This window comes from Streptomyces sp. NPDC001796, from assembly GCF_042892355.1.
Classification (GTDB): Bacteria; Actinomycetota; Actinomycetes; order Streptomycetales; family Streptomycetaceae; genus Streptomyces.
Genome location: NZ_JBIAUC010000013.1, coordinates 145,368 through 166,251, shown reverse-complemented (window position 1 = coordinate 166,251; position 20,884 = coordinate 145,368). Strand labels below are relative to the sequence as shown.

The 20,884-nt window shown below is 71.2% G+C and carries 14 protein-coding genes, 1 pseudogene and 1 riboswitch; of the genes and pseudogenes, 3 read left to right on the top strand and 12 right to left on the bottom strand.

Annotated elements, in window-relative coordinates; translation table 11 throughout:
• Position 1 precedes the first annotated feature (1 nt).
• A riboswitch (cyclic di-AMP (ydaO/yuaA leader) is annotated at positions 2-167 on the bottom strand.
• A gap of 198 nt (positions 168-365) precedes the next feature.
• From ACFYZE_RS24975 to ACFYZE_RS24955, 5 genes are all read right to left on the bottom strand, one after another.
• Positions 366-1,376 (bottom strand): transglycosylase family protein, encoded by a 1,011-nt coding sequence (locus tag ACFYZE_RS24975; protein WP_388998133.1) that lies wholly within the window; start codon positions 1,374-1,376, stop codon positions 366-368.
• Between the two features lie 182 nt (positions 1,377-1,558).
• Complete coding sequence (locus tag ACFYZE_RS24970; protein WP_388998130.1) at positions 1,559-2,860, bottom strand: cytochrome P450; 1,302 nt, start codon at positions 2,858-2,860, stop codon at positions 1,559-1,561.
• On the bottom strand, positions 2,857-3,864 hold the full coding sequence (locus ACFYZE_RS24965; RefSeq protein ID WP_388998127.1) for a nucleoside triphosphate pyrophosphohydrolase: 1,008 nt from the start codon (positions 3,862-3,864) through the stop codon (positions 2,857-2,859). Before ACFYZE_RS24965 ends, ACFYZE_RS24970 begins: the two co-directional genes overlap by 4 nt.
• Before the next feature lie 147 nt (positions 3,865-4,011).
• Positions 4,012-4,665, bottom strand: a complete 654-nt coding sequence (locus ACFYZE_RS24960) for a SurA N-terminal domain-containing protein (RefSeq protein ID WP_388998124.1) — start codon at positions 4,663-4,665, stop codon at positions 4,012-4,014.
• A gap of 328 nt (positions 4,666-4,993) precedes the next feature.
• Positions 4,994-5,821 carry a glycoside hydrolase domain-containing protein gene (locus ACFYZE_RS24955; protein ID WP_388998121.1) on the bottom strand — a complete coding sequence of 276 codons (828 nt, stop codon included), beginning with the start codon at positions 5,819-5,821 and terminating at the stop codon, positions 4,994-4,996.
• Between the two features lie 454 nt (positions 5,822-6,275).
• Here ACFYZE_RS24955 and ACFYZE_RS24950 point away from each other — a divergent pair, with 454 nt between their 5' ends.
• A complete protein-coding gene (locus ACFYZE_RS24950) occupies positions 6,276-6,638 on the top strand; it encodes a hypothetical protein (protein ID WP_388998118.1) in 363 nt (120 codons plus the stop codon).
• 54 nt (positions 6,639-6,692) lie between these two features.
• Here ACFYZE_RS24950 and ACFYZE_RS24945 read toward each other — a convergent pair whose 3' ends face one another.
• Entirely contained in the window at positions 6,693-8,432 is a 1,740-nt protein-coding gene (locus ACFYZE_RS24945) for an insulinase family protein (protein WP_388998116.1), read from the bottom strand.
• Between the two features lie 40 nt (positions 8,433-8,472).
• Complete coding sequence (locus ACFYZE_RS24940; protein ID WP_388998113.1) at positions 8,473-9,429, bottom strand: hypothetical protein; 957 nt, start codon at positions 9,427-9,429, stop codon at positions 8,473-8,475.
• A gap of 258 nt (positions 9,430-9,687) precedes the next feature.
• Here ACFYZE_RS24940 and ACFYZE_RS24935 point away from each other — a divergent pair, with 258 nt between their 5' ends.
• Positions 9,688-10,131 (top strand): hypothetical protein, encoded by a 444-nt coding sequence (locus tag ACFYZE_RS24935; protein WP_388998111.1) that lies wholly within the window; start codon positions 9,688-9,690, stop codon positions 10,129-10,131.
• A gap of 167 nt (positions 10,132-10,298) precedes the next feature.
• Here ACFYZE_RS24935 and ACFYZE_RS24930 read toward each other — a convergent pair whose 3' ends face one another.
• The 5 genes and pseudogenes from ACFYZE_RS24930 to ACFYZE_RS24910 form a co-directional block, all read right to left on the bottom strand.
• Positions 10,299-10,832: an HNH endonuclease family protein gene (locus tag ACFYZE_RS24930; protein ID WP_388998221.1), complete on the bottom strand. Its 534-nt coding sequence runs from the start codon at positions 10,830-10,832 to the stop codon at positions 10,299-10,301.
• Between the two features lie 42 nt (positions 10,833-10,874).
• Positions 10,875-10,970: pseudogene (locus ACFYZE_RS24925) on the bottom strand (HNH endonuclease); the annotation flags it as partial.
• 407 nt (positions 10,971-11,377) lie between these two features.
• On the bottom strand, positions 11,378-14,911 hold the full coding sequence (mfd, locus tag ACFYZE_RS24920; RefSeq protein WP_388998108.1) for a transcription-repair coupling factor: 3,534 nt from the start codon (positions 14,909-14,911) through the stop codon (positions 11,378-11,380).
• Between the two features lie 379 nt (positions 14,912-15,290).
• Complete coding sequence (locus tag ACFYZE_RS24915) at positions 15,291-17,861, bottom strand: ABC transporter permease (RefSeq protein WP_388998105.1); 2,571 nt, start codon at positions 17,859-17,861, stop codon at positions 15,291-15,293.
• The gene (locus ACFYZE_RS24910) at positions 17,858-18,646 is read right to left on the bottom strand and encodes an ABC transporter ATP-binding protein (protein ID WP_388998102.1); all 789 of its coding nucleotides are present in this window, start codon (positions 18,644-18,646) and stop codon (positions 17,858-17,860) included. Before ACFYZE_RS24910 ends, ACFYZE_RS24915 begins: the two co-directional genes overlap by 4 nt.
• Before the next feature lie 503 nt (positions 18,647-19,149).
• On the opposite strand from ACFYZE_RS24910, the gene ACFYZE_RS24905 reads away from it, so the two are divergent.
• Complete coding sequence (locus ACFYZE_RS24905) at positions 19,150-20,652, top strand: MFS transporter (RefSeq protein ID WP_388998099.1); 1,503 nt, start codon at positions 19,150-19,152, stop codon at positions 20,650-20,652.
• Positions 20,653-20,884: the final 232 nt, after the last annotated feature.

Sequence of the window (20,884 nt, the reverse complement as noted above, 5' to 3'; positions counted from 1 at the left end):
TCGTTCCCCTCACCGACGCCTGCGAGGTGAGCTGTCGGGTTCGGGCCGGTTGAGTTGCCCGGCCGTGCCCTTGCGGGACACGGCTTCACCCCGAGCCGCTTCCGGTCAACTCCCGGACGCGGCGCCTACCTTGGGTCCCCCGCTCCTGCCTACGGCGCTTGACGCGACGACTGTTCCCGTACGGCCGCTGGCAGGATTCGGCGTTGCGACCGCAGGGGCTCGCTGTGGCGAGCGATCACGACCGTAAGCAGTCGATCGCCGGAATTTCAAAGACGATCAGGGCTTATGAGACTCATATCTCACTTTCCCTAAACGGGACATTCAGCGCGAAATAGGTCGTGAACTTCCGCCACGCAAGGGGCAGTTCAGGACGAGCCGCCGGCCGGGTCGGCGTCGAGCGCAAGGCTCTGACCGGGAAGGATGAGGTTCGGGTCGGCACCGACCGTCCGCTTGTTCGCCTCGTACAGCGCCGTCCATCCACCGCTGAGTTCAAGGGAGTCGGCGATGGACGACAGATTGTCCCCGGGGCGGACGGTGTACGAGCCGTCGACGGCGTCGCGCGCGTCCGCGGTGCCGCGTGAGGCGTGCCGGCCGGAGGCGTCCGACGTACGGCCGTCCGCGACGCTCTCGTCGGCACTGTCGCCGCGATGGCGACCGGCGCTCGAGGTCTCGGCCGAACTCGCCCCGGATGAGGCGTCGTTCTGTGCCGACTCGTCCGGGTCATCGCTCTTCGTCGTGGCCGTCGGCGCACTGCCGGACCCCTGTGCGCTCTTGGCGGCGTCGGCGGTCGACGCCTCGGACGAGGACGAGGACGAGGAGGGCGAAGGGGACGAAGAGGATGAAGAAGGCGACGGAGTGGTCGACGCAGACGATCCGGACGAGTCGGACAGACCGGAGTCAAGTCCGGCCCCGAGACCGGAGTCGAGGCCGGAGTCGGAGGACGATCCGCCGCCGGACGCCGAGTCCCCGGCGACACCCGTGTCGACGCCGGCGGAGCCGGAGTCCTTGCTCAGACCGTTCAGCAGGCCGCAGGTGCCCCAGACCCCGACGCCCCGGGCCGCCAGGACCTTCTCGGCGACCGCGATCTGCTGCGAGCGGCTCGCCTGGTCGGGGCTCGGCGCATAGTCGAGACCCCCGTACTTGTCCCACTCGTCCTGCGTCAACTGCAGCCCGCCGTAGCGGCCGTTGCCGGTGTCCGCGCTCCATGAGCCACCGCTGACGCACTCCGCGACCTGGTCCCAGGTGGTGCCGGTGGCCGCGCTCGCACCGGTGGCGCCGAGCAGCGGGATCGCGATCGCTGATCCGGTCACCCCTGCCGCGACGAGGAGAGCCGGAGCCTGACGGGGGCGACGGTGACGACCGTTCCCGGAGAGCATGCGGTTGCCTTTCACACGACAGCATCGAACGACGCGACGGCCGTGGCGTGCGGACCGCCGCGTTGCTGCGTGAACGTATCGGCACTAGATCGCTTGTCACAAGTTAATGCAGCGTAGATCACGTGAAGATCACAGAGGTGAGATCCTGTCACCTTCTTGTGACCATCGGCGTGTTCGTCGTGTCATGTCCGGATGTCGGCGGGAGCTTCGTGACCTTTCTCCGGTACCGGTGTGAACGCCACGGGCAGCGTGCGCAGGCCCCGCATGATGAGTCCGCCGCGCCATCGCAGGTCGGACGGGTCGACCGCGAGCCGCAGGTCGGGCAGGCGGGTCAGGAGCGTGGCGAGCGCCGTCTGTCCCTCCAGGCGGGCCAGGGGAGCGCCCAGGCAGTAGTGGATGCCGTGCCCGTACCCGAGGTGCTGGTTGTCGCGGCGGGAGAGGTCGAGGACGTCCGGGTCGGCGAAGCGCGCCGGATCCCGGTCCGCGGCGGCCAGGACCACCAGGACGGGGTCGCCGGGGGCGATGTCCTGCCCGCCGATGGTGAGCGGCCGCGTGGCGAACCGCCAGGTGGCCAGCTCCACCGGACCGTCGTAGCGCAGCAGCTCCTCGACGCCGGTCTCGAGCAGGTCGCGTTCCCCGGCGGCGAGCGACCGCTGCAGACGGGCCCGCTGCCCGGGGTGCCCGAGGAGCGCGAACGTGCCGTTCCCGATGAGGTTGACGGTGGTCTCGAACCCGGCGAAGAGCAGGATGAAGGCCATCGCGGCGGCCTCGTTCTCGGTGAGGTGCTCGCCGTGGTCGGAGGCGCGGATGAGCCCGGAGATGAGGTCCTCGCCGGGGCCGGGCTCGGCGGGCAGCGCCTGGCGCTTGCGGTGGATGAGGTCGGCGAGGTAGCCGCGCATCCTCTTCACCGACCGCGCGACGCCGCCTCGCGGTCCGCCCCCGTGCCGGATCATCATCCCGGCCCAGTCCCGGAAGTCGTCCTGGTCCTCGCGCGGGACGCCGAGCATGTCGCAGATGGCGTAGATGGGGAGCGGGAAGGCGAACTCGTGGATGAGGTCGGCCTCTCCCCTGCCCGCGAACCGGTCGATGAGATGGTCGGTCAGTTCCTGCACCCGCGGCGCGAACTCCGCGACACGCCGGGGCGTGAAGGCCTTGGAGACGAGCCGGCGCAGCCGGGTGTGGTCCGGCGGGTCGATGTTGAGCAGATGCGTCATCAGCTCGGCCTTGCGCTCGCCGGGGATGCCGGTCTTGCCCTTGGCGTGCGCGGGCTCGTCGTGGTGCGCCGGGTTCTTGCTCAGCCGTTGGTCGGCGAGGGCCTGCTTGGCATCCGCGTACCGGGTGACCAGCCAGGCCTCGACACCGCTCGGCAGCCTCGTCCGGTGCACGGGGGCGTGCTCGCGGAGCCAGGCGTAGGCGGGGTACGGGTCGGCTGCGAACTCCCAGGTGAACAGTTCGGGGGCGGGGGAGGCGGTCTGGCCGTTCACTGCTCCGAGCCCCCGCTCTCCACCTCCCGGATCGCGTCCCGGTACGCGCGTGCCGCCGCGCGCAGGGCCGCCTCCGGGTCCACGCCCTCCGCCTCCGCGCGCGCGGCCAGCGCCAGCAGCTCGTAGCCGATGCCGTCGCCCTGCGGGAGCGGGACGTCGAGGCCCGCCGTGCGGACCCGGGAGTGCAGCTTCGCGGCGAGGGCGAGGCCCGGCTGGCCGAGCGGGATGCCCTCCGTCACCGACGTGCGCCGCTTCTCGACCGCCTTGGTCCTCAGCCAGTGCTCCTTGACCTCCTCCGGCGTCGTCGCGGTCTCGTCCCCGAACACGTGCGGATGGCGGTGGATCAGCTTGGCGACGATCCCGCCCGCCACGTCGTCGATGGAGAACGGCGCCTGAGGGTGCTCCTCGGCTATCCGGGCGTGGAAGACGACCTGGAGCAGGACGTCGCCCAGCTCCTCCCGCAGCTCCTCGCGGTCGCCCGCCTCGATGGCCTCGACCAGTTCGTACGCCTCCTCGATGCCGTACTTGGCCAGGCCCAGGTGGGTCTGCCGGGACGACCAGGGGCACTCGGCGCGGATGCGGTCCATGACCTGCACCAGGTCCAGGAGACGGGCGCCCGGGAGGTCGTACGACGCGGGCAGCAGTTCCAGCTCCGGCATGTGGACGCGCCCCGATCCGGCGAGGCGCGCCAGGCCGTCCGTCAGCGCGGGCTCACCCTCACCCGTGGCGACGACGACCACCGTGCGGCCGCCGGCGCAGGCGTCGACCAGCTGCTGCGCGCTCGGCGCGCTCTCCTCGACCGCTATGCCCGCCTCGCGCAGATAGGGCAGCTGCGGGTGCGCGCCGTCCGCGCACAGGACCCGGTCGGCGGCGTGCAGTGCCTGCCAGGCGGGCCAGGACAGGAGACCGGGCGCGACCCGGTGGCTGGTGGTGAGCAGGACGATCCGGCCGGGCTCGGCGGTCGCCTCCGGTCCCGGGGCCGCTTCGAAGCTGGTTGCGTTCACCCTCCGAACGTAACGCACGCCACGGACGGCCCCCGGAGTTGTCCACAGGCGAGGACCAGCGTTCCTGGAGTTGTCCACAGGCGAGGACCAGCGTTCCTGGAGTCGTCCGCAGGCCCGGAGCACCGCCCCGGGCCCCGAACCGCCCGTCTACGCCGTCTGCTGCGCAGCCGCCGCCGTGACCTCCTTGACCCACGGCGTCTTCGCGTCGGCCCGGCTGCTCTTCTGCACGTCCCAGGTGCCGTAGCGGGGGTTCAGGTCGACGCGCAGCTCCCGCGACGCCTGCGACATGGCCTTCCAGAACGCGGCCTTGCCCTCGGTCGTGCTCATGTCGGCGCCGAGCGCGGCGGCCAGCTTCTGCGCCTCGACTTCCGTGCGGAGGCTGTCGTCGAGGCGCTGGGGAGCCACCCCGTACTGCTGCAACCACACGGTCTGCAGCTCCTTCGAGCCGCCCGCCTGTGCCTGAAGGTCCGCCCGCATCTGTTCGACGTCCCTGCTGGTGACGCTCACGCCCGCGTTCTTCGCGGCGCGGTCCAGGACCCGGTCCAGGACCAGACTGTGCAGCGTGTCGCGGGCGAGGCTGCTGGTCTGGGCGACCGCCTGCTCGTACTGGGCGTCGTCCGTGGCGGCGGCGCGCTGGGCCGCGCGCACCTCGTCCACCCGGCTCTCCAGCTGCGCGACCGTGATCCGCTCACCTCCGACGACGGCCGCGGCACCCGGGTGCGGGGTGCCGCCGCACGCGGTGAGGAAAGGGGCCGCGATCAAGGCGGCGCTGAGGGCGATCGCGGGGCGACGGCGGTGCAAAGTGACCTCCCATTGGGGATTGTGCGACGGTGCACAAGGTCTTGCGGTGATCGATGGTAAGGAGCGGACCGGCTCCGGCCAACCCATTCGACCAACGATTCACCGACGCTTCGGGCACCGCCCGCCCCTGGTGAGCCCCGTCCGGCCGCTCGCGCCCGCCCGTCCACCGCTCGCCCGACCGCCCCGGCCACGTCCGTGCGCAGCGTGTCGCCGGTGTCGAGCCTGGTCACATCGGCACCGGCGGTCTCGCCGCCCGCGCTGCCGACGAGCACAAGCCGACCTTCCGGTACCGCGCCGCCGCCCCTCGTGTCGTGGCTCGGCTGCCGGGTCAGCCGGTGATGGCGACGGGCGCGTCCCAGGCGTCACGGTCCACGGTGATCGTGTAGCCGTTGCGCGTCTCCTTGCTGTTCACCATGTACTGGTGGGCGCGGCTGTGGTTGGTGTACTGGGTGGAGCCCCACGGCCAGTCCGTGGTCGTCGTGTACTGCTTGTCCCACAGCGCGTACCAGAGGTTGCCCGGCAGGTCGGTCTTGTTGGTCGCGGTGGCGATGGCCTTGGCGCTGGAGCTGCTGAAGCCGTAGTACCCGGCGCGGTAGATCTTGGCGCGCAGCTGCTTGTCGAAGGCTCGGACGTACGTCAGCACGGCGTTGTTGCACGACGTGTTCGTGATGTCGTACGGCTCCATGTCGAGGTAGATGGGGCTGCCGGCCTTCATGCCGAGCGCCGACGCCTTGGCCACCGCGTCGTTCGCGTCGCTCGTCCCCAGGGTGGCCGCGGTGGTGGCGGTGAGCTTCTCCGGGTTGGAGCCGCTCTGGCAGGGCGGCTGGGCGCCGACGTAGATCGGGATGAGCTTCCAGCCCATCGAGCTGACGGACTTCACCCAGGACGCGGTGAGGTTGGGCTGGCTGCAACCGCGGTTCTTGCCGCCGACGTAGACGGCGGCCGCCCCGTAGGCGCCGGTGTTCCAGGCCTTCATCGCGGCCGCCGAGGGCGCGGTGCAGGTGTCGAAGGCGTGTCCTGTGTAGGTCTTCTGGGCGGGCCAGGTCGTGGCCGCCATCGACGTCTGCGCCGCGATCCCGGCACCCGCGACGACGGCGGCACCCGCGACCGACCAGGTGATGTACCTGAACTTCTTCGACTGCCGATGGCCGGCCATCCCCACCCCAATTCATGACAGGCGGACGCGTGCGGCGTCCGCCGGAAAGTCTTCTGAGCCCCTGAAGCGACGCGGGTCCGGCACGGCGACGTCTGTACGGATTCGCAGGGAAACGTCCGCAGGCACACGGGACTTGAGCGTCCGAAGCGGATCGCACCGTAACCGACGGCGCCCTTGCGCTTGGAAAACGGACCCCCTCGATCGCCACAAGATTATCTCAGGGAACGGCAAAAACACCGGTTACGGGGAACGGCGGCCCGGCCCACCACGTCACTCCCGCCCGATCGGTGATCACTTGGACGGCCTCAGGGCCGTGTACGACCTGCGCATGACCTGACCCGCGCAGGGTACGGTCGGCGCGGCGCCCCACAGACGCTCTAGCCTTGCCCCCTGCGCTCTTCCCGCCCGTCTGCGGCGGAGAGCCGGGGGTCGAGGGCTGGGGATTGGGGGCCACATGGAAAGACGGCTGGAGGCCGGCTGGTTCCAGCGGATCGCCTGGGCGGTCCTGGTGTGGGCATCGCTGGGCCTGCTGGCGTGGGTGCCGTTCCTGTACGCGGCGATCCGCCGTGGGCGGCCGTCGGACTGGGGCGCCTTCGGGTCGTTCGTGCTGTACGAGTGCGTGACCCTGCCGTGGGGGGCGGCCAGGGGAGAGGGGGCGGGTGACCCCGTCCTCGGCGCGGTCGTGATGCTGAGCCTGCTGACGGCGACGGGCCTGCTGCTGTTCGCCCTGTTCGACAGGCGGACGCCGCAGCGGGCGACGGTGCACGGGGTGATGCCCGCGCCTCCGCCGCCGCAACGCAACCCGTACATGCGGTAGTCCGGCGCCGTACGCCCGAACGGCCACCGTCCCGGTGCCGCCCCGCAGTGCCCCTCACGCCCTCCGTGTCCGCCGCAGGATCCGTACGGCGGGCCAGGCCAGCAGGGCGGTGACGCCCCACATGAAGCCCGCGATACCGAGCCACTCCCCGGTGCTGGTCTGCGGGTCGCGGCCGAAGACCGTGACCGCGAGGGCCAGGAAGGCGAAGAGGCCGGCGAGGAGGCCGAACACGACCACCGCCGCCGTCTGCCGCCCGGTGCGCCGGGCGGGTGCGGGCCGCTGCTCGCCGTTCGCCGAGGTCTCCCCGTTCCCTTGGCTTGCCGCGGCCGGTCGCGCCTTGGGCTGCTGCTGCCGGGGCGGCAGCCACACCACCGCGGACTGCGGCACGGCGGCGTCGACGGCCGCCATGGTGTGCGCGTCGACGCCGTACAGGCCCGGCTCCACCTCCACGACCAGACCGTCGGTGCCGATGAGCTGACGGCCGCCGTCGGGCCAGCTCAGCACCGCCGCACAGGCGCGGTAGGCCACGGTGACCGCGTTCTCCGTCCCGTCCTTGGCGCGCACGGTCATGCTGACGCCCTCGTCCCCGAACACCAGCGCCGACCCGTCACCGCCCACGGAGGCGAACCGCCGTCCGGTCACCGCGTACGCCGAACGCGTGGGGGCCGCCGTGTACCCGGCCCAGTCCGCGCTGTGCCCGGCGGGCACCTGCATCAGGGCCGTCCCGGCCGCCTCCAGGGCGACCGCGTGCAGGTGCTCCGGCGTCACCGCCCACAGTTCGGAGCGCAGTTCGTCGAGGCCGCGCAGCGACCGCCCGGCGAGCAGGTCCTCCGCCGCCCCCGGCAGCCTCCGGGCGGCCGCGTCGGGCACGGTCAGCGCCCCGTCGGCCCGGGTGCGCACAGCCTCCAGGTCACCCTGCGCCATCCGGCCCACCTGGAGCCCGGCGAGGACGTCGACGAAGCCGCCGAGCACCGCGTCCTGCTTGGCGGGCAGGGCGTCCGCGAAGGCGGTCACGAGGGCGAAGCCGTCGCGGCGCGAGGCGTAGTCGGTGGCCGCCGTGTAGGAGTAGCCGCCCTCCTGCCGCAGGGCGCGGGACAGCTCGCGCTCGAGGACACCCGCGTACACCCGGGCGGCAGTGGTGTCGGTGACGACGGCGTCCAGCAGGACGCCGCCCTTGCCGTCGGAGAAGTAGGCGGGAGCGGCGGGCAGCGCGGAGGTGACGGCGGGCAGGGGGCGCCGCGGGCCGGCGGGCAGCTTGAGGGTGAGCCCGGCCGGCAGCCGCTCACCGGCGATCCACAGCGCGGCGTTGCCCTGGGTGAACCAGGTGTGCACCCACTCCCGTACGTCGTCCGGGCGCAGGCTGCGCACACCCCACTCCGGGTAGCTGACCAGGCCGTATCCCTGGGCGCCGTACCGCCACAGCGGCAGCTGGCCGACATCGCGCCGGGACTCCTCGGTGCGCAGGATCTCCTTCTCGGTCTCCAGGCGCTCCATGGGCAGGTCGGTGAGGGACGCGCAGACGCCCTGGAGGTAGGCGACGACCTCGTTTTCGGCGCCCTCCACGTGGAAGTGGGTGAAGGCGGCCTTGGTGGCGCCGTTGAAGTGGTAGTCGGCCAGGCCCTGGCGGTGCAGGGCGAGGTGCTCGACCAGGTGCGTGACGCCGGTCCGGGCGAGCGTCTCGTCGGCGACACCGACACGGAAGACGAGTCCCGCGCGCATCGGCCCGGTGGCGTGCGCGAAGAGGGTGGGTATGCCGTCGACCTCGGTGGGGTGGATGGCTGCCTGGGGGTTCATCTGGTGCCTCTGTTCGGCGTGTTCGTCGGGGTCATCCGGGTCATCCTCTGGCGAGCGCGGCGTCGCGGTGCTTGACATAGACCGCGGTGGCGTCTCGGCCCAGATCCGCCCAGGGGTACTCGGACGCGAGGTTGCCGAGCACGCGGAAGCAGGCGGCGGCCCGGGACAGGTCCCCCACGAGGGAGAACAAAGCCGCGAAGTAGCCCGCGACGGTGATCCAGCCGTAGCCGCGGTGGAAGCGAGGGTGGAGCACGGACCGCTCGGCGGCTTCGACGAGTTCGGTGCGCACGGCGTCCTGGAGCAGGTAGTCCTCGCGCTCCTTGCCCTTCAGGACGAGCCAGTGCTCCATGTGCGCCTCGGCCACCATCCCGCCGTTCATGGCGCCCTCCGGAGCCTTGACGAGGCATTCCCGGGCGAAGCCGTGGGCCGCCTCCCAGCTCCCGCTCCACTTGGGGCACAACTGCTGGAGCAGCCGACCCTGCGCGCTGAGATGGTGCGGGTGGAACGCGGCCAGTCGGTCGTACCGGCGCCGCGCCTCGTTCTGCCCGAGCTGCAGCCCCATCGCCGTGGTGAGGCGTGAGGCCCAGGCCGCGTCGAACGAGGGGTCGAGCGCGGTTGCCCGGATCAGATGCTGCTCGGCCTGCCGCAGGTGCGCGTGCAGCCCGGCGAACTGCTCACGGCTGACCTGCTTGGCGGGCGCGGTGGTACGGATCTCCCAGCCGATCTCCACCTCGCGGCTGCCGAGGACGGTGAGCGCGAGCACGTCGTCGGGCGTGGCGGCGAGGATGTCGCGCATCCACTCCTCGACCCCCTTCACATCGGACAGCACCCCGACGGCGAAGCTGCGGTCCGTGCCCTGCGGGAGCCCGTACACGTACTGACGTATCGCCGCCCAGTCCCACGCGCCGGCGGCCTGCCGCAACCAGGCGGCCTCGGGGAAGGCGGAGGCCACCTCGAAGTCGGGGGGCGGCAGGGAGGGGGCGGAGGGGAGCGACATGTCGCGGATACTAAGCGAGGGCGGTGACAACGGAACTCGCCGGGGATGTCGGACCCGAGCAGGCAGAAAGATGACCACACTTTGGTCAATTCCATGCTCTTCTGTCACCCTGCATTAACCGAATCTCCGTAACGTCCGTCCGTCTTGATCACCGCCGTGATCCGCGCGTCGCTCTCGCCGCCCCTGGTCACGTGCATCCCACCGAGCGCTCTGCTTCGCACCCCTGCGCGTCTCCCTCTCCCCTTTTTTGGAGTCCCCGTGGCCCTCAACGCCCGCCGTACCAGGCAACTGCTGGAAACCGCCGCGCCCTTGCTGCTGCAGGGCGAGCAGGTGGAGATGACGACCCTGGCGGGCGTCGGCTCGGTGTCGGTCCGCAAGCAGGCACTCACCGCGGCCGTGGTGGGGGTACTGAGCGCGGGCACGGTGATGGCGACGGTCACGCCGCGCCCGATGTACATAGTCCTGACCGACCAGCGCCTGCTGTTCTTCGACGGCAACCGCGGCGGCAAACCGGGCAAGCTGCTGCTGAACCTCCCGCGCCCGTACGTGTCGGCGGGCGGCTCGAAGAAGGCGTTCCTGGGCCTGCAGTACGTCACGCACCTGACGCTGGCCGACCAGGAGAAGGGCCTGAAGGTCACGTTCCCGGTGCAGCACAAGGGGGACGGGCCGCGATTCGTGGCGGGGTTGCCGGTGACGCGCTGAAAACAGCCTCCGATAGCCGCAGTCGCACCCGACCAGCCCACCACGCAGACGCGCGGGAGCCCCCACCACGAAGCACGGGTGGGGGCTCCTGGCATCCGCCGGCGTAGCTGTCAGCGTTGCCGCCAGGTCACCACGTCGACCACTTCTCAACCCGCGAGGCCGCCGCCTCAGCCGCCGCACTGCCGCAGCATCATCTGCTTGTCGGCCGCCGTCACGGGAAGGTCGTACTTGAGCGACACCTGGGCGAAGCGCACCGAGTAGGCGCAGCGGATCTGTGTGTTCGGGGGCAGCCAGGCCGCCGGGCCGGAGTCGCCCTTCGCGCCATTGGTCGGTCCGTCCACCGGGATCAGGTTCAGCGGGTCGTTGGCGATGTCCTCCCGCTTGTCCTTGGTCCAGCGCGAGGCACCCATCTGCCAGTCGTACGACAGCGGCATGACGTGGTCTATCTGGACTGTCGCCGCATGGGACTTGGTCCACTCGATCGTCTTCCCGGTGTACGGGTCATGCAGCGTCATGGAGGTGACGACGCAGTCCGAGCCCGTCCGGAAGCGGACTTTCTCGCCATCGCGTTTCAGGAGATCGTTTCGCGAGTCGCACCCGTTGTGGGAAAAGGGGATGCCGCCCGGGGCCGAGTCGGTCCAGGCATAGCCGAACTTGTCCCGCTCGTACCCCGTCTTGGGGCCGCGGCCCTTCGTCGCCACCTTCTCGATCAGCGACCGGGCCTTCGCCTTGTCCGCACTCGAGGTGACGGCCGCCAGCCCCGGCTTCGTACCGTCGGGGTTGTCCAGCGGGTTCACCGCGCGGCCGTCGGCGGCCGTCGGGACGGCGGAAGCGGAGGGTCCGCCGTCCGCGGGCGGGGCGAGACCCTCGCACCCGGTGACCATCAATCCGGTGGCCAGAAGCGCGGCGGACATCAGCAGGCCCCGCCGCCTCCCGCCACGGTGCCCGACGTGCCGCTCGGTAAGCATCGCGCGACGCCCTCCCCTTGCCTGTACCGCCCGCGCCGGGCGGGTTCTCCCGGCCTCACGGTATCCGTCAAGGGGTATGTCCCTCACATCGCCTTCGTCATGCGTACGAGAATCGGCCCGCTCACGCCCTGCGACCCGATACGAGCGCTACGACCTGCCAGGACTGATCCACCGCCAGGTCCCCAGGACCTGATCCGGCCTGCCAGACCCACTAGGACCCGCCAGGAGCTAGGACCCACTAGGACCCGCCAGGACCCGCCAGGGCCCGCCAGGGCCCGTTACGATCCCAGGATCGACGTCAGGAACTCCCCGACCCAGCCCAGCAACTCCCGCCCGACCAGCGGCTTTCCGCCCACCTTCGCCGTCTTGGGGCGGGGCACCAGGACCTGGTGGACGGCCGGCTTGACGATGGTGCCGGGGTACAGGCGCTTGAGCCGCAGCTCCTGGGACTCCCTCAAGTCGACCGGGGCGAAGCGGACGTTGGTGCCCTGCAGGACGATCTCGCCGACACCGCAGGCGCGGGCGAGCATGCGCAGGCCCGCCACCAGCAGGAGGTTCTCGACCGGCTCGGGCAGCTTGCCGTAGCGGTCGACGAGTTCCTCGCGGACGGCCTTGATGTCCTCCTCCGAGTTCACGGATGCGATCGCGCGGTAGGCCTGCAGACGCAGCCGCTCGCCGGGCGCGTAGTCGTGCGGGACGTGGGCGTCGACGGGCAGCTCGATCTTGACCTCGAGCGGCGCCTCCTCCTCGATCTCGCCGGTCTCCAGCTGGCGCCGGTAGTCCGCGACCGCCTCGCCGACCATCCGCACGTACAGGTCGAAGCCGACGCCCGCGATGTGGCCGGACTGCTCGCCGCCGAGCAGGTTTCCGGCTCCGCGGATCTCCAGGTCCTTCATCGCCACGTACATGCCAGCGCCCATCTCCGTGTGCTGGGCGATGGTCGCCAGCCGCTCGTGGGCGGTCTCGGTGAGCGGCTTCTCCGGCGGGTAGAGGAAGTACGCGTAGCCGCGCTCCCGGCCACGGCCGACGCGGCCGCGGAGCTGGTGCAGCTGGGACAGGCCGAAGGTGTCGCCGCGCTCCACGATCAGCGTGTTCGCGTTGGAGATGTCGATGCCCGACTCGACGATCGTCGTGGAGACCAGCACGTCGAACTTCTTCTCCCAGAAGTCGACGACGACCTGCTCCAGCGCCTGCTCCGACATCTGGCCGTGGGCCGTGGCGATCCGCGCCTCGGGGACGATCTCGCGCAGCCGCGCCGCCGCCCGGTCGATCGACTCCACCCGGTTGTGGATGTAGAAGACCTGGCCCTCGCGCAGCAGCTCACGGCGGATCGCGGCGCCGATCTGCTTCTCCTCGTACGGCCCGACGAAGGTCAGCACGGGGTGCCGCTCCTCCGGCGGGGTGGTGATCGTGGACATCTCGCGGATGCCCGTCACCGCCATCTCGAGGGTCCTGGGGATCGGGGTCGCGGACATCGTCAGCACGTCGACGTTGGCGCGCAGCTTCTTCAGCTGCTCCTTGTGCTCGACGCCGAAGCGCTGCTCCTCGTCGACGATGACCAGACCGAGGTCCTTGAACCTGGTCTCCGAGGAGAACAGGCGGTGCGTGCCGATGACGACGTCCACCGAGCCCTCGCGCAGCCCCTCCAGGACCGCCTTGGCCTCCGTGTCCGTCTGGAAACGGGACAGCGCCCTCACGTTCACCGGGAACTGCGAGTAGCGGTCGGAGAACGTGCCGAAGTGCTGCTGCACCAGCAGCGTCGTCGGTACGAGGACGGCGACCTGCTTGCCGTCCTGGACCGCCTTGAACGCGGCCCGCACAGCGATCTCCGTCTTGCCGTAGCCGACGTCGCCGCAGATCAGGCGGTCCATCGGGACCGACTTCTCCATGTCCTCCTTGACCTCGGCGATCGTGGTCAGCTGGTCCGGGGTCTCCGCGTACGGGAACGCGTCCTCCAGCTCCCGCTGCCAGGGGGTGTCCCCTCCGAAGGCGTGGCCGGGGGCCGCCATGCGCGCGGAGTACAGCTTGATGAGGTCGGCGGCGATCTCCTTGACGGCCTTCTTCGCGCGCGCCTTCGTCTTGGTCCAGTCGGCGCCGCCCAGGCGGTGCAGGGTCGGGGCCTCGCCGCCGACGTACTTGGTGATCTGCTCGAGCTGGTCGGTCGGGATGTAGAGGCGGTCGCCGGGCTGGCCGCGCTTGGCCGGGGCGTACTCCACCACCAGGTACTCGCGGGTGGCCCCCTGGACCGTGCGCTGGACCATCTCGATGTAGCGGCCGACACCGTGCTGCTCGTGGACGATGTAGTCGCCGGACTCCAGGGTCAGCGGATCGATCGTCTTGCGGCGGCGGGCCGGCATCCGGGCGCCGTCGCGGCCGGCCGCCCGCTGGCCGGACAGGTCCATCTCCGTGAGCACGGCCAGCTTGAGGGCCGGGTCGACGAAGCCGTACTCGATCGAGCCGCACGCCACGTGCACGACCGACGGGGACAGCGCCCCGAGGTCGGCGTCGAGGCGGGCCGCGATGCCCTCGTTGCCCAGGACCTCGACCGTGCGGGACGCCGGGCCGTGGGCCTCGGTGACGAACACGGTGCGCCAGCCGTCGGCGAGCCAGCCCTTGGTGTCGGCGAGCGCCTTGGCGGTGTCGCCGCGGTAGGTCTCGGGCGCGTGCATGCCGAGCGTGAGGGTGTCCGCGTCGAGGTCGGCGTCCGCGGCGAACGGGGACACCGACCACCACATCATGCCCAGCTCGCCGGCCCGGTCCCGGACGTCCGCGAGGGGCCACAGGGAGGCGGCGCCGACGTCGATGGGGGCCTCTCCGCCGCCGGCGGTGGCCGCCCAGGACGCCTGCAGGAACTCCTGCGACGTGGCCACCAGGTCCGCGGCGCGCGTGCGCACCCGCTCCGGGTCGCACACGACGGCCATGGCGCCCGCGGGCAGGACGTCGAGCAGCAACTCCATCTCGTCGACGAGGACCGGTGCGAGGGACTCCATGCCCTCCACGGCGATCCCCTCGGCGATCTTGCCGAGCAGTTCGCCGAGCTCCGGGTGGTCCTCGGCGAGGGCGGCGGCGCGCCGGCGCACGTCGTCGGTGAGCAGCAGCTCGCGGCAGGGCGGTGCCCACAGGCCGTGCTCGGCGACCTCCAGGGAGCGCTGGTCGGCGACCTTGAAGTAGCGGATCTCCTCGACGTCGTCGCCCCAGAACTCGATGCGCAGGGGATGTTCCTCGGTGGGCGGGAAGACGTCCAGGATGCCGCCGCGCACGGCGAACTCGCCGCGCTTCTCCACCAGCTCCACGCGGGAGTACGCGGCGGCGGCCAGGGCCTCCACGACGTCGTTCAGGTCGGCGCTCTGGCCGGTTCTCAGGGCCACCGGTTCCAGGTCACCGAGGCCCTTGACCTGGGGCTGGAGCACGGAACGCACGGGGGCGACGACGACGGAGACCGGGCCGGTCTCGGGGTCGTCGGAGCTCGGGTGGGCGAGCCGTCTCAGGACGGCGAGGCGGCGGCCGACGGTGTCGCTGCGGGGACTGAGGCGCTCGTGCGGAAGGGTCTCCCAGGACGGGTACTCCACGACGCCGTCGGGCGGCAGCAGGGAGCGTAGCGCGGCCGCTAGGTCCTCGGCCTCGCGGCCGGTCGCGGTCACGGCGAGGACGGGCCTGCCCGCGTCCCGGGCGAGTGCGGCCACGGTGAAGGGGCGTGCCGCCGGGGGGCCGACGAGGTCGACGTGCATACGGTTGCCGTCGGTCGCGGCCTTGACCGCTTCCGCGAGTGCGGCGTCCTTGACTACGGCGTCGAGCAGACCGTGCAGGCTCATGGAGGGGCATCCGTCCCGGGGTGGGCAACACGAACACCCGGCCGCGAGGTTTTCAGGGGCCGGGGTTGTCCAGCGTACGACGCCGGACTCGGCTGCGCGGAGGCTGTGGACAACCGCGGCCGGGGAGCGGCAGCGGCGCGGGACTCACCCTTCGGACGCCTGGCGGCCGGTCCCCGCCCACCGGAGACCACGGAGTACCGCTCACGGAGCCTGCGCCGCATGCGCGTGGGCCGCTGTCGAGTCACATGCGAGATCACCGGAAGCACTGTCACGGTCGTGGTCGTGGTCCTTCACCCCGGCCGCAGGGCGTGAAGGTGGGGGCCGGGTCCGGTGGCTCTCCACCGGACCCGGCCCGTCCCCGTCACGCCCGCCTCCCGGGCTACTCCGTCGCGATCGCGTTCAGTACGTTCATCCGACCCGCCCGGAACGCCGGGATCAGGGCCGCGAACAGGCCCACGAAGGCCGAGGCGACGAAGACGCTCGTGATCGTGCCCCACGGGATCTGGAGGACGTTCAGGCCCTCCAGGGCGAGGAGCTTCTGGGCCGTGGCGCCCCAGCCCATGCCCAGGCCGAGTCCCAGCAGCGCGCCGAAGAGGGCGATCACCACCGACTCCAGGCGGATCATGCGGCGCAGCTGGCGGCGGGAGAGACCGATCGCCCTGAGCAGGCCGATCTCCCTCGTCCGCTCCACCACCGACAGGGCCAGCGTGTTCACCACGCCCAGGACCGCGACGATGATCGCCAGGGCGAGGAGGCCGTAGACCATGTTGAGCAGCTGGCCGACCTGGTTCTTCAGCTCCTTCTTGTAGTCGGTCTGGTCGCGCACCTGGTACTGCGGGTACGGCTTCATCGACTGCTTCAGCGCCGCGTACGCCTGTTTCTCCTGGCCGTTCTCGGCCTTGGCGAACATGATCTGGTTCGGCGGGATCCTGTCCTTCGGGACGTACTTCTCCATGGTCGCGATGCTCATGTAGCGGGCGCCCTGGTCGAGGGCGGTGTCGTCGCTGGTGATCGCCGCCACCTTGAGCTTCGCCGTCCGGCCGCCCTTGAAGGCGACGGTGATGGTGTCGCCGACGTGCACACCGTGCTTCTTGGCGTAGTCGGAGCCGACCGACATGGCGTCGTCGCCGTAGGCGGCGGACAGGGTGCCCTGCGTGGTCGTGCGGCGCAGGTCGTCGGCGTACGAGGGGTCCGCGGCCGTGATCCCGGTGTCGTCGGCCTTGCCGTCCGGCGAGGTGAGGGTGGCGTCGAGCATCTTGTAGCGGGTGACGTGCGCCAGATGCGGACTCTGCTGCATGGCTTTCTCGGCCTGCGGCACGATCCGCTGGTTGCCCTGGACGATGAAGTCCGCGCCGACCGACTTGTCCAGCTCGCTGGTGGCCGAGGCCACCATCGAGGAGCCGACCACCGAGAGGCAGGCGACCAGTGCGAGGCCGATCATCAGGGCCGCGCCGGTGGCGCCGGTGCGGCGCGGGTTGCGCAGGGCGTTGCGCTCGGCCATGCGGCCCACCGGGCCGAAGGCCCGCAGCAGCACCGCGCTGATCACCCGGACCACCCCGCCCGCCAGCAGTGGGCCGATGACCACGAAGCCGATCAGGGTCAGGACCACGCCGACGCCGAGGACGAGCGAGCCTTCGCTCGCCTTCTTGGCACTCGCCGCCGCGTACAGGGCGGCGGCACCGGCGCCCGTGAGGACGAGCCCGATCAGGGCGCGCACCCGGCCCGCCTTGCCGTCGGCCGGCGTGCCGGCGTCCCGCAGGGCGGCCATCGGGGAGACCTTGCCGGCGCGGCGGGCCGGCAGGTAGGCGGCCAGGACGGTGACGACGACGCCCAGGACCAGGCCGGCCACCGGTGTGGTCGCCTTGATCGTCAGGTCCCGCGTCGACAGGTCCATGCCCATCGAGCCCATGACCTTCATGAGGCCGATCGCGATACCGACACCCGCGCCCACACCCAGGACCGACCCCAGGACACCCAGCAGCAGCGCCTCGACCAGCACCGACCGGTTGACCTGCCGGCGGGAGGAGCCGATCGCCCGCATCAGGCCGATCTCCCGCGTCCGCTGGGCGACCAGCATCGAGAAGGTGTTGATGATCAGGAAGATGCCGACCAGGAACGCGATCCCGGCGAAGCCGAGCATGGCGTACTTGATGACGTTCATGAACTGACCGACGTTCTGGCGGTTCTCGTCGGCGTTCTCCTTGGCGGTCTGGACCTTGAAGGACCCGGCCCCGGCGAGTGTCCGGGTGACGTTCTGCTTCAGCTGCTCGTCCGACACACCGGACGCCGCGGTGACGTTGATGTTCGTGAACCGGCCCGTCGCCCCGAGCAGTTCGCGCTGCGCGGTGGCGGTGTCGAAGTAGACGACCGCGGCACCGGGGTTGGTCACCTTGAAGGTGGCGATGCCGACGATCCGCGCCCGGAAGTCACCGGTCTGCGCGATGGTGCGCAGCTCGTCGCCCAGCTTGAGGTGGTGCTTGTCGGCGGTGTCGGCGTCGACCATCATCTCGGTCGGCCCGCGCGGGGCGTGACCGGACGTGATCTCCATCGACCGCAGGTCGTTGCTCGTCCAGTTGCCGGCGATCGTCGGGGCGCCGGTGGAGGAGCCCATGTTCTCGTTGTCGCTGTCGACGACGGTCACGTTCATCGAACTGACGCCGCCTTCCACCGACTTGACGCCCTCGGCGTGCCGGGCCTTGTCCAGCACCGAGGCCGGCAGCGACTCGGGCACGCCGTTCTGCGGGGTCTCGTCGCTCTTGGCGACCTTCGGCGAGACGGTCACGTCGGACGCCGTCACCGCGAACAGCTTGTCGAACGTCGTGTTCATCGTGTCCGTGAACACGAGCGTGCCGCACACGAACGCCACCGACAGCAGGACCGCGACGGCCGACAGCGCCATGCGCCCCTTGTGCGCGAAGAAGTTGCGCAGCGAGGTCTTCAGGACGGTCATGACGTGCGCCCCCGGGCGTCGAAGTCCTTCATGCGGTCCAGGACGGTGTCCGCGGTCGGCTTGAGCATCTCGTCGACGATCCGGCCGTCGGCCAGGTACAGCACGCGGTCGGCGTAGGAGGCGGCGACCGGGTCGTGCGTGACCATGACGATGGTCTGGCCGAGCTCGTCCACGGACCGGCGCAGGAAGCCCAGCACCTCGGCGCCCGCGCGGGAGTCGAGGTTTCCGGTCGGCTCGTCACCGAAGATGATCTCGGGGCGGGCGGCCAGGGCGCGGGCCACGGCCACGCGCTGCTGCTGTCCGCCGGAGAGCTGGCTGGGCCGGTGCTTGAGCCGCCCGGCGAGCCCGACGGTCTCCACGACCCGGTCCAGCCACGCCTTGTCCGGCTTACGGCCGGCGATGTCCATGGGCAGCGTGATGTTCTCGATCGCGTTCAGGGTGGGCAGCAGGTTGAACGCCTGGAAGATGAACCCGATGCGGTCCCGGCGCAGCTGGGTGAGCTTCTTGTCCTTCAGGCCGGTGATCTCGGTCTCGTCGAGGTAGATCTGGCCGCTCGTCACGGTGTCGAGCCCGGCCAGGCAGTGCATCAGCGTGGACTTGCCGGACCCCGAGGGGCCCATGATGGCGGTGAACTGGCCGCGGGCGATGTCCACGTCGACGTGGTCGAGGGCGACGACGCGGGTCTCCCCCGCCCCGTACGCCTTCACGACCTGCCGAGCCCGCGCGGCAACGGCCGTACGCCCTCCAGTGCCCCCGTGCCTGGGAATGGTCACGGCCGATGTCATGGTTAATCCCCTTTGTCCATCAGTGAATACATGCGCGTAAGTGCGCTGATCGGTGGCGATCGGTGCAGGGCCATGCCGATCGGTGGCGATCGGTGGCGATCGGTGTGGTGAGTACGCCGGTCAGTCTGGTGCCGGCGCACGGTCCGGCGCGCTGGTGCCCGGCCCCGTCTTCCGCTGGGGAAAACCCCACCCCCTCTGGTGCGGCCGGCGCGACCCCCGTGCGCCCCGACCGCTCCCCAGCGGCGTAAAGCCAGGCTAAGGAACGGGCCCGGTCCCTCTCGTCCTCCGATGGGACGAGCCCTCCCCGAGCCCTGATACGGAGGAACCCCTATAGGTCCTCCACCTCGAGGTGGACCGGCCTCGGGGCCTGCCTCCACCCGTCGGCCCACCCACTCTCCACCCTGACGTCGCGTGAGGGTCAACTCTCCCCAGGCAGGGGCCGCGAGTGAGAGGGTGTCGTACGGCAGATACGTGCACAGGGAAACGACCGGGAGAGGATTCCTGTGGACCAGGGGGACACGGACATACGGACCGCGGCGGCCGGCCGCACCCAGGACGCGACGCGGCGCCGCGGGGCCGTCGTCGCCGCGCTGATGCTGGCGATGGCGCTGGCCGCGCTGGACTCGACGATCGTCTCGACGGCCGTACCGCAGATCGTCGGCGACCTCGGCGGATTCTCCGTCTTCTCGTGGCTGTTCTCCGGTTATCTGCTGGCCGTGACGGTGACGCTGCCCGTCTACGGCAAGCTCTCCGACACCTTCGGCCGCAAGCCGGTGCTGATCGCGGGCGCGTCGGTCTTCCTGCTGGGCTCGCTGTTGTGCGCGTTCGCCTGGAACATGGGCTCGCTGATCGCGTTCCGCATCGTGCAGGGCCTGGGCGGCGGCGCCCTGCAGGGCACGGTGCAGACGCTCGCGGCCGACCTGTATCCGCTGGAGGAGCGTCCGAAGATCCAGGCGAAGCTGTCCACGGTGTGGGCGGTCTCCGCGATCGCGGGCCCGGGGCTCGGCGGGGTGCTCGCCGCGTACGCGGACTGGCGGTGGATCTTCCTGGTCAACCTGCCGATCGGGGCGGTCGCGCTGTGGCTGATCGTCCGCCATCTGCACGAGCCGAACCGGGAGTCGGGCCCGCGCCCCCGCGTCGACTGGGCGGGCGCCCTCGCGGTGTTCGCGTGCGGGGGCGTGCTGCTGACGGCGCTGGTGCAGGGCGGGGTGGCCTGGCCATGGCTGTCGACGCCGTCCCTGGCGCTGTTCGGGACGGGAATCGCGCTGGTCGCGGTGGTGGTGGCGGTGGAGCGCCGGGCGGCCGAGCCGATCATCCCGGGGTGGGTGTGGCGGCGCCGTACGATCGCCGCGGTCAATCTGGCGCTCGGCGCGCTGGGACTGCTGATGGTGGCCCCGACGGTCTTCCTGCCGACGTACGCCCAGGCCGTGCTCGGTCTCGCCCCGGTGGCGGCCGGGTTCGTCCTGTCCGTGTGGACGCTGAGCTGGCCGGTGTCGGCGGCGCTCTCCCAGCACGTGTACCGGCGCATCGGCTTCCGTGACACGGCGATCCTGGGCATCGGCCTGGCCGCGCTGCTCCTGCTGGCGTTCCCGTTCCTGCCCTACCCCGGCTCGCCCTGGCAGCCGGCCCTCCTGATGCTCCTGCTGGGCGGCGCGCTGGGCCTGTTCCAGCTGCCGCTGATCGTGGGTGTGCAGTCGACGGTCGGCTGGGCGGAGCGCGGGACGACGACGGCGTCCGTCCTGTTCTGCCGTCAGACCGGCCAGACGGTCGGGGCGTCGGTGTTCGGCGCGGTCGCCAACGGGGTCCTGGCGTCGCGGCTGGGCGGGTCGGGCGGCCTGGACGCGGTGACGCGCGGCCTGAACGCGGGCACCACACCGGAGGTGACGCGCCGGGCGATCGCGGACGCGGTGCACGCCGTGTATCTGGGTGCGTCGTGCGCGGCCGCGTTGGCGCTCCTGGTGCTGCTGTTCGTGGCCCCGCGGAGATTCCCCGTGCTCAACGAATGAGCGGTCCCCCTCCCCCGGCTCACGGCACCGGCGGAGCCGACGGGTATGCCACCGCACGCCCCGACAAGTCCCGCTCAGGCCCGACGAACCCCCGCTCCGCGGACCGCGGAGCGGGGGTTCTCTTCAGAGCGCCGGGCAGGCCTTGCACCTGCATCTCCCCGCAGGAAGCGGGGCGTCTTTCCTTGGACCACCAACGCACCACCGGACACCGGGAGTTGCGGCGACCAGCACA